Origin of the sequence: Maribacter sp., from assembly GCF_049667165.1 — a bacterium.
GTDB lineage: Bacteria > Bacteroidota > Bacteroidia > Flavobacteriales > Flavobacteriaceae > Maribacter_A.
In genome coordinates this window covers 1-5,266 of record NZ_JBATHS010000145.1, presented here as the reverse complement: position 1 = coordinate 5,266, position 5,266 = coordinate 1, and the positions used below count along the sequence as shown (strand labels likewise).

4 protein-coding genes are annotated in these 5,266 nt (G+C 47.0%); all 4 read right to left on the bottom strand.

The features are described 5' to 3' along the window. Positions 1 to 139 precede the first annotated feature (139 nt). Positions 140 to 2,203: an FN3 associated domain-containing protein gene (locus tag WBM98_RS07555; RefSeq protein WP_424365415.1), complete on the bottom strand. Its 2,064-nt coding sequence runs from the start codon at positions 2,201 to 2,203 to the stop codon at positions 140 to 142. Then, entirely contained in the window at positions 2,204 to 3,001 is a 798-nt protein-coding gene (locus WBM98_RS07550) for a chitobiase/beta-hexosaminidase C-terminal domain-containing protein (RefSeq protein ID WP_424365414.1), read from the bottom strand. A 2-nt stretch (positions 3,002 to 3,003) separates the two neighbouring features. After that, a complete protein-coding gene (locus WBM98_RS07545; protein ID WP_424365413.1) occupies positions 3,004 to 4,038 on the bottom strand; it encodes a 6-bladed beta-propeller in 1,035 nt (344 codons plus the stop codon). Positions 4,039 to 4,058: 20 nt separating this feature from the next. After that, the coding region (locus WBM98_RS07540) for a DUF1501 domain-containing protein (protein ID WP_424365412.1) at positions 4,059 to 5,266 on the bottom strand (1,208 nt) is incomplete at its 5' end.

Sequence of the window (5,266 nt, the reverse complement as noted above, 5' to 3'; positions counted from 1 at the left end):
CTATATTTCTTTTATAAGCACCCTAAATTTCCTACAAAATAGGGTAGTAAACAAATCTAAAAAGACCAATGCTGAAAATAACCGTTGATCGGGTATCCTTTGCACCATGAAAAAGGAGTGTGGTTTTTTTTAATGGGTCTTAGTTAAGCACGATCTCATCAACGAACAACCAACTGTTACCGCCAGGGTTGGGGTGCCATTCGGGGTTTTTCAATTGACTGTTGACCTGTACCCGTACATATTTGGCCGAAGTAGGGGCAATGTCCAAATCAAAGAACCGGAATTTCGTATTCGTATTGATCGCTTCCGGTCCCAAATTTTGGGTCTTGACCAATTTAAAATCCGTGCCGTTCGTAGAGGTCCAGACCTTAAACCCTGTAGGATAGAAAATCCATTTTTCAGGGGAGGAGAAGGCCCCCACCGAGACCGAGGATACCTGTTCTTCTTTTCCGAGTTCTATGGTGGCCGTAAAATGGCTGCCTTCAAAGCCAATCCAATTGCCATCCACAAAATTGACGGTTCCCCTTTTCTGGTCGATCAGTGTCTGAGCCCCATGGCCCTTATAGCGTTCGTTGGGGTTTTTATTCAAGGTAATCGCGTTTACGGCAAAGGAGATTTTCTTAAAACTGGAGGCGGTTACCTCGCTCAAATGCCACCCCGGGGCGTGGGTCACCGCTTTTACTTCGGTAGATCGGGTGATCGTCAGCGGTTTTGAATACTGTGTGGAGGTGGAATCGGGTTCCGAACCATCGAGGGTATAAAAAATCTGGGCATCATCAAAAACATAATCTAGCGCTATGTGTAACGAATCGGTAAAGAAATCGGTCTCGGCGATGATCGTGGGCGGTTCCAACTTGGTGGCCCTGAAAATATCACTATTGATCTGTCCCTGTACGGTGACTTCGGGATGGGCACTGGCATAGGCGTCCATGGCCTCGTTGGTGATATCGGTTTGCCAGAGATAGAGATGGGTAAGACTGGGCATGCCTTCTAGTTTTTTTAACCCCGTATTATCGATTTCGGTACCATAGAGGTTCAAGGATTCCAAATGTTCCAACCCTTTGATGACGTCAATAGATTTATCCGCAATGGTCGTTTTTTGCAATTGTAGCTTGGTCAGGTTTTTAAAGGGTTTTAGGGAAGGGGCCAACGTATCATTGAAATTGGTTTTCCCCAGATTCAATTCCACGATATTCTTGGCATATTTTTTTAGGGCCTTAAAATCCCCAGGAGTCAAATCGGTTCGCCCAAACAGATTGATTAAGATCAATGGGCTCTTTGCCGCCAGGCGGGAGGCCGAAATATTGGAGCCGTTCAAATCGGCTAACCAGGTATTGGGCACTTCACCGACCTCCTTGGCGATCAAGGCCCGAGTGGAGGTGTCTTCCTCCAAATTCTTCAATATCTTTTCGAGTTGCTCTGTTTTGTCCATAGTACCGACCAAACAATCGAAGCAATGATCATGGCCCATCCACCATTCCAATAGCGCCAATTCGTCAGCGGTGGGCTGTACCTTTCCCTTGGGGGGCATATGGTCCTCATTTTCCAAAGGTAGTTGCAGGTGGTGCAGCAATAGGGAAGGTTTATCGGGGGCCACCGAATCGAGAATGCTTCCCGATTCACCGCCCGTCAAGAGGTTTTCCTTCGTATCCATCAACAAACCTCCCTTTATCTTGGAGGTATTGTGACAGCTCACACATTTGTTGTCGAAAATAGGTTGTATGATATCGGCATAGACAAGGGCTTTGTCCACATCCTCAATAATCACTTTTTGGGTAGTATGGTCCGCAAAAAGGAAATCCTCCCCATGCGTCATACTGCCCCCATAATGCCCGGTAATGCCTATGTGGATCAGGACCACAATATAGAGGGGCATATAGAGATTTTTCGCCATGGGCGTGGTGGACTTTTTAAGAAAATAGAGTCCGGCGGTCAGTACCGTAAAGGCCACCGCCAACCAGCGATGGCGAAAAAGCAAGGTTTCATCATACCCGCCATTGTCGGCCAATAACCATCCCGTGCCCAATGAAATAATAGCGGATAGGGCACCAAACCCTAAAACCATCAAGATAATATCCCGGACCGTATCGGAGGGTTTTTTGCGAAACCCGATTTCCAAGATAAACCCAATGATCAAGATCCCTATGGGCAGATGGATCACCAAGGGATGTAAATTTCCTATTTGTAGGGTTTGTGCGATCATTTATTCAACTAATATTTCATCCATAAAAAGCCAGGGTGCCGTGCCTTTGCCCTGGTGCCATTGGGGTATTTCATCCAAGGGATACACCTGCAGCGTCAATTGGGAATAGGTTCCTTTTTTAAGGGGGACGGCAATCATTGCCAATTGGTTGTCCTGTTGTTCTTCTGCGCTTTCAATGGTTATTTTACCGATTTCTTGGGTACCTGAAAGCACTTCGATTTTCTGTGGGGCAAAAATCCATCCCCCTTGATTTTGCAGGGTACTTACCTTAACGAATGAAAGTTCCAATTCGTTATTAAGGTCGATGGTAATGGTGATGGGATTGCCCTGAAAACCCATCCATGCATTGCTTCCGCTGAATTGTAATCCGCCTTTTTGCATATCGACCAACCCTTGGGCACCCGAACCTTTGTAATTGTCATGGGGTGGAGGGGTTAAGGTAACGGTCGCCTTTGAAATATCATGGACCAGTTTTTCAATGGGCAGACTGACTTGGTCACTAGCCCTAAAATCGGGATGAAAGGCCTTGGCTTTAAGAGTTGCGGAGTGCTTTAATTGTATGGGCGCGGTATACATGGCACTATGCCCGTCTACGTCCTTCCCGTCGAGGGTGTACCGGATCTGGCTTTCGGGAAACCCAAATTGTAGGGTGAAGGTGGCGGCATTTTTAAAAAGTGCGGAATCAACGGCAAATAGGGGCGGTGCCAATTGAAAGGTGCCACTTGCTTCATAGGTCCCTTTTTTCGAGGTACAGGAACCAAGGATAACCAATAGCGGAAGAAAGAAAATTGCCCTCATACCTAAACCCTAAATAATTTAATCGGATATGTTTTTCCGGAATTCCACTGAGCTACATACAGGTTTTCATCCTCATCTACACATACATCATGGGGATGATGGAAGACCTTTACGGTCTGATACATAGGGTCCAAAACGTTTTCATTATAGGTCGGAATGCTACCCCCTGGGGCGGAAACAAGTTTGTTGTCCTGGTCCAAAATGGAAATGAACCCGGTACCCTCACTGCCATCACCAGACCAAATCGTGGCCAAATACACATGTGTGCCATGGATGACCGGTCGGCAGATATAGGCCCCCGGCAAGTCCGAACTTTCTATAAATTCACCCTCCATAGAAAACCGCTTTAGCTTATTCTGCTGTCTGGCGGTAATCAAGAGGGTAGGGTCAGTAGCATTTCGAGTGTCGATACAAATGCCATGGGCATTATTGAACTTGGTATCTTCCTGCCCCTTACCTCCGAAGGTATTGAGCAGTTCCCCTTTGGCATTGTAATGCATAATGTATTGTTCTCCATACCCATCGGCGATATAGACATCCCCATTTTCGGCAATTGCGGTCTCGGTAGGGATGTACGATTCCTTGGTGTTGTATTTTCCCGATTCCTTTGGATATTCAAAGACTTGAATGACCTTGCCATCGATGGTGGTTTTGATGACCTCATGCCGTGCATTGTCGGAGATATATAAAATATCCTCCCCATTTTCAACATGTAGGGTAAGTCCATGCGCCCCAGGATAATCGGTGCCCCAAACTTCGATCAGCTTTCCTGATGTATCATAAACGATCACATTGTTCTTGGTATGGTTGGTCAATAGAAGGATTCTCCCCTTAGAATCCTGTACCATTTCGTGACAGTCATTGACCGGATAGAATTCCGAATTGAGCGCCCCCCAATTCATATCGATTTTATATTGATGCGAACCATGACCAATGACCAAGTCCTTGTATGGGGCCATCGCATTCAATACAGGCATACCCGCAAGGATTCCGGTTGTGGCCAAGGCCGTATGTTGTATAAAATTTCTTCGCTTCATGGGTATGGACTCGTTTTGGGTTAAGTCAAAATATCATGTACCACATGGCCTTCGACATCGGTTAATCGGAACCGTCTTCCCTGGTATTTGTAGACTAGCTTTTCATGGTCGATACCCAATTGGTGCAACAAGGTTGCTTGAAAATCATGCACGTGTACGGGGTTTTGGGTAATGTTATAGCCAAAATCATCGGTCTCCCCATACACGATGCCGGGTTTAATACCCCCACCGGCCATCCAGATACTAAAGGATCTTGGGTGATGGTCACGACCGTAATTCGTATCGGTCAACACGCCTTGGGAATAATTGGTCCTGCCGAATTCCCCGCCCCAAATGACCAAGGTATCCTCGAGCATTCCGCGTTGTTTTAGATCGGCGACCAAGGCTGCGGAAGCCTGATCCACATCCTTGGCCTGCTTGGTGATGGCCCCGGGCAAATTATCGTGTTGGTCCCAGCCCATATGGTACAATTGGATAAAGCGAACATCTTTCTCCGCCAACCGTCTGGCCAGCAGACAGTTTGCCGCATAGGTACCCGGTATTTTCGCATCGGCACCGTACATTTTATAAATATAATCGGGTTCGTTGTCCGTATTGATGACTTCGGGAACAGAGGTCTGCATACGATAGGCCATTTCGTATTGTGCGATTCTACTCTGTATTTCGGGGTCCCCACTTTCTTGGAAATGCTTGTCGTTCAAAGCCGCAATCTGATCCAACATCGCCCTTTTTCCTTCCTTGGTCATCCCCTTGGGATCGTTAAGATATAAAACGGGGTCTTTGGCCGCCCTGAATTGTACCCCTTGGTGCAAGGAATGAAGAAAACCATTGCCCCAAAGTCGGGTATATAAGGGCTGCCCATTAGGTCGGCCAGATCCCCGTGACAGAAGTACGGTGAAGGCTGGAAGGTTTTCATTTTCACTGCCCAGCCCATAACTTAGCCAGGAACCGATACTCGGTCGACCGGGTTGTTGTGATCCCGTTTGAAAAAAGGTTACGGCAGGGTCATGGTTGATGGCCTCGGTATACATCGATTTAATGATACAGATATCATCCGCCATTTTCGCAGTATAGGGCAATAGGTCACTGATCCATGTCCCGTTTTTGCCGTGTTGCTGAAAACCGAATTGGGAGCCTACCAAAGGGAATTTGTCCTGTCCGGAAGTCATTCCGGTCAATCGCTGTCCATTTCGAATGGATTCCGGCAATTCTTCCCCTCGCCGTTGGT

What these genes read in the sequence shown, in the direction of transcription:
- WBM98_RS07550 (WP_424365414.1), bottom strand. Translation starts at nt 3,001, where the DNA reads ATGAGGGCAATTTTCTTTCTTCCGCTATTGGTTATCCTTGGTTCCTGT.
- WBM98_RS07555 (WP_424365415.1), bottom strand. Translation starts at nt 2,203, where the DNA reads ATGATCGCACAAACCCTACAAATAGGAAATTTACATCCCTTGGTGATC.
- WBM98_RS07545 (WP_424365413.1), bottom strand. Translation starts at nt 4,038, where the DNA reads ATGAAGCGAAGAAATTTTATACAACATACGGCCTTGGCCACAACCGGA.